Here is a 4,102-nt window from a genome sequence, read left to right as displayed (position 1 = left end):
AAGCCACGCTCCGTAACATTCAATCAATTCCACCAATATCGGGCACCTCTAAAAAATTGCCCTTTTTCCAATAGCGTCGATGCACTCAAGAATTAATCCTCAAAATATCAAAAATATGTCTGGTTATTTCTCTCGTGCGCCTGGCCCTTGAACAAAATTGCTAATTTTTAAAGGCACCCTATTCATTGTTCGCATCACTTAATTTGTATTTCACCCATGCTCCGGGGGGCTTTGCCACCCCAATCGATGGCCACAACCGCCCTTCCTGTAGACCCTTCGATAATTGCTCATACTTGTTTTGGTGGATTAGGAGCCAATGATCCTTAACCCACCCTGCAAGCTACTGTTCAAACACCATGAACCTTCCCCTGGACCTAACGAGGTGCAGGGAAGCAAGCCCGGCTTCTTCCGCCGCCACTTCCAGCACCTCATGCTTCAATTCTCCTGCCCCTCCCTTGAAGCGCACCATGATTTCAGTAATGCCTCTGTCAGAGCGCCTTTCCGTGACGGACACCACACCTGCCACGGCCTCCAAGGCCCGGACAAACCCGGTGCAATCCTGGCCAGTGCCCTTACCTGTCCTTAATATGATCACATAGGGAATACCGTTTGCCGTGTAGTCAGCCCACCATGCAGCAATGGCCCGGCTCATCTCCTTCGCACCCCTGGAAGCTGCCCTTGCAACTCCATCCCTTGCGGCAAGGGCAGGCGTTTCGCCTACACCGTTCACAACGCTTTGCCATGCGTCAAGGATCTGGCCGGTGGTGGTCTCCACAGCCCTGGCCCTGAACGTCACCGGCACTGTCTCCATTATGCCGTCATTCCAGGCCTCTTCAGACTCCAACCAGTAGAGAATGACAAGCTCCGCGTCATGTTCGCACCCGGCCCTGGCGGCAGCCGAATTCATGCCTGTTTTTGCCCCGCCCCCATTGAGGGCCTGCGTCGGAAAGGCCCCGGATTCAACCACGTCGAACCGGTTACGGACCAATTCCCTGGTAATGGCCGCCTCTGCCGCCTGACTCCTCTTGGCTCCCGGGCCAGGCAAGATCATTACCCTGGGAAAGTCCATCATGGCCTTTATGAGTCCCAGCCTTGACAGGGCATCTCTCAGGACATCCTCTTTGACCTCTGCCTCCACTGTCACCGTGCAGAGCCCCCCTGACACCTTTTCATCTATTATCCTGTAACTGCCAATGCACCCATGGACATCGGCATAGATCCTTTCCATGAGCCGGTCATCCTTGAAGATGCTCACTGAATGCATCAACATTCCCACTCCCTGCTCTAGCGCCTGTCTGAGGGCGTCCTCCAGCGCCGCCCTGCGTGCCCCGGCCAGGTTGCCGTCCTTTAATTCCGCGACCCCTGTGGCTCTCACCGGACTGTTACCAATGCCGCCGGCCCATGACTGTTGAAAAGCCACGAGGAGCAGTGCGGTAAACAGGAAAAAAAACTTCCTAAATTTTCCCCTGCCTGTTGACCCTGTCTTGAGATTCATATCAAGCACCCCGATCTCTGTGCCATGACCTGTAATTCATCCCGGATTATGCAGCTCGCAGGTTTGCCGAAGATGCGAGTTTAAAGTGCATAATCTGGGTTCATGGCCGGATGTTGACGGTAATAAAGGCGGCACTGTCCAGCCTTACCTCGTTTAACTTCGTTTTGACTTCAATACCCCGGGAATCGCCCCTAGAGACAGAGATAAAAGCCTCGCGGGTAAAATCATTTCCAAATATATCAATGGGCTCGGTGCTGGCTATGGCATAAATGTGATCCATGCCTGCCGGCGGCGCAGCCTCCAGGTCGAAACCGTACCCCCTGCCGGGAATGATGTAGGTCACGCCGCCCCTTATCCTGTTGTTTGAATCGAACCTGTTGGGAAACAGCAGGTTTATCTCTCCCTTGGAATTGATGTCTATGAGGTTCAGGTAGCAGTCCTTTTCAGCCCTGAAGAAAAAACGGATCGGCTCCCCTATCCTGTAACTTTTTTTCTCGGTCCACACCTTCACCTGGAAATCCTGCGAGCTTGCCAGCTTCCGTACCCTGGCCGCCAGGGCATTGCCTATGGAAAGCACCGGGTCCGAAGCCTCCAGGTTGATGACAACCCTGTGGTTCAGCGAAGGATCAAAGGTACCCATACGTCCCTTGTGATCCTTGGCCTGTACCTTGTAAATATGCTCCCCTGCCTCCAGGCCTTTTACAGAGGCAAAGCCGTATTCATTAAGGGCAATCTCCCGGCCGTCCACCACCAGGGTGGCCGTGGGCGGATTGACCATGAAACTCACGTTAAAGCGCCTGTTGGCCAGCCGCATGGTAAGGGACTCAGGTTGGTCCCTGATCTCCACGGTCTTGTTTACAGGGTCATGCCCATCGGGCCGTATCAGCACCTGGCACGTCCCTGGAGGCAGCCCCTTTATCACAGCCACTCCCTGGTTCAGTTCACCTCTTATACCGCAGGCCACCACTATGCCGTTTACAGCGGGTTCAACTGTCACGGTGAGAGTGGTATCGTGCCTCCTTGCCAGCAGCTCCCTGACCACTTCATCCTTTATTATCTGGGTTTCGGCCATTGCCAGCAGGCGTCCGGTTCCTGACTCCACTAGCTTGGCCGTTACGTCAACCACAGGGCCGAGATCGTCCATCAACCCTATGACCATGCAGTCTACTCCTATCATTTTCCCGAACCGCTGCACGGTATCCTGGTTGAAATAGCCGCTGTGCTCCTTTTTTATGCTCAACAGCACCTGTTTCAGTTGTCTGCGTTCCATGAAATCGGGAAAGGCCCCGGTGGAGTAAAGCCGCACGCTCAACTTGTCCGACAGATAACCGCCAAGAGCCGAAATTCCGGCTCCAGGGCCCGCGAAATCCGCCACCGCCAGCTTGCCCACCGACTTCCCCCTTGCCGAGGCAACTAGGTCCCGGGACAACTGATCTATGGCCGCTGAAAGAGGAAGGGCCCTGGCATCATATTCATGGCTGGCCCTATTGGCAGGCGGCGCGCATCCGGCCGAAACCGCCACAAGGGCGGCAATGGCACCAATGACTGCGAACCTAACCGTGTCCCATATCATCCAGTTTTTCCGATACATCCTTCCCCCCTGAAAACGCTCAAAAAAAATCCTTTAGCCAAATGGTGCGTCAATATCACGCTGTTTTTCCCTTGGCATTTGAAGCCAATAATCCGGGCCTGCCATGTACTCAGGTACTATAGAGTGCCGTTTCCAGATTTTATTCAATTCAAAAAATGATAGATTCGCAAAAAGCCCTCACCCCCCTTGAGATGACAGAAAAGTGATGGATTTGTCGCTTCGCTCTTTAAACTACTCTGCGTCACGCCGCCATTGCCTTGCGGATTGCTACAGCCATACATAAGAGGAACAAAAGGCCTGTTATAATGGCAATCAATGTCCATAGAATGGCCAAGGGATGCGCCCGCAAGGATTACAACTAGCGTAAGAAGGCACCTCACCGCCAGCCGTGCTCTTTGGCTGTGGCTTATGGCCTCGGCCAGCGGTAGACTGATCTTGTAATAAAACATTATCCCCGAACATCCTGAGCGTCACCACGTGTTTCTCCCAGGGAGTACCGTAGGCGGCCGTGGCTATGAAGCAAGTGGCGGCCCCGGGTCGTCCTGAAGGAGTATAAGTCAGTATTTTTTTTTGTCCCTTTGCAGTTTTGCCTTGGCGGTCTTATTCCCCAATTCCGCCGCCTTCCGGTACCAGTAAACCGCCTTCTCATAGCTTTGGGGTACTCCTTGGCCATTCTCATACATCTGTCCCAGGTGGTACATGGCCCAAGAGTCCCCCAATTCCGCCGCCTTCCGGTACCAGTAAACCGCTTTGGCGTAGTCCTGTGACACGCCATGGCCAAGCTTATACATAGATCCAAGGGAGTTCATGGCCTTAGGCTCCCCCTTTTCCGCGGCCTTTTGATACCAGTAAAACGCCTTGGCGTAGTCCTGTGACACGCCATGGCCAAGATGATACATAAATGCAAGGTAGTACATGGCGTCAGGATCCTCCTTTTCCGCGGCCTTTTGATACCAGTAAGCCGCTTTGGCGTAGTCCTGTGACACCCCAAGGCCAAACATATACATAAATCCAAG

The 4,102-nt window shown here is 53.6% G+C and carries 3 protein-coding genes; all 3 read right to left on the bottom strand.

Features of this window, described 5'->3' with window-relative positions; genetic code table 11:
- Window positions 1-340: 340 nt before the first annotated feature.
- The gene (locus tag DBT_RS11610; RefSeq protein ID WP_067620888.1) at window positions 341-1,495 is read right to left on the bottom strand and encodes a flagellar assembly protein T N-terminal domain-containing protein; all 1,155 of its coding nucleotides are present in this window, start codon (window positions 1,493-1,495) and stop codon (window positions 341-343) included.
- A gap of 100 nt (window positions 1,496-1,595) precedes the next feature.
- Entirely contained in the window at window positions 1,596-3,086 is a 1,491-nt protein-coding gene (locus DBT_RS11605) for a DUF4384 domain-containing protein (RefSeq protein WP_067620885.1), read from the bottom strand.
- Between the two features lie 557 nt (window positions 3,087-3,643).
- Window positions 3,644-4,102, bottom strand: a 459-nt coding sequence (locus tag DBT_RS11595; protein ID WP_141674301.1) for a tetratricopeptide repeat protein, incomplete at its 5' end; no start/stop codon positions are given.

It is taken from the genome of Dissulfuribacter thermophilus (genome assembly GCF_001687335.1).
Classification (GTDB): Bacteria; Desulfobacterota; Dissulfuribacteria; order Dissulfuribacterales; family Dissulfuribacteraceae; genus Dissulfuribacter; species Dissulfuribacter thermophilus.
The sequence above is the reverse complement of the archived record's forward strand: the minus strand, read 5'-3'. Positions and strand labels throughout refer to the sequence as shown.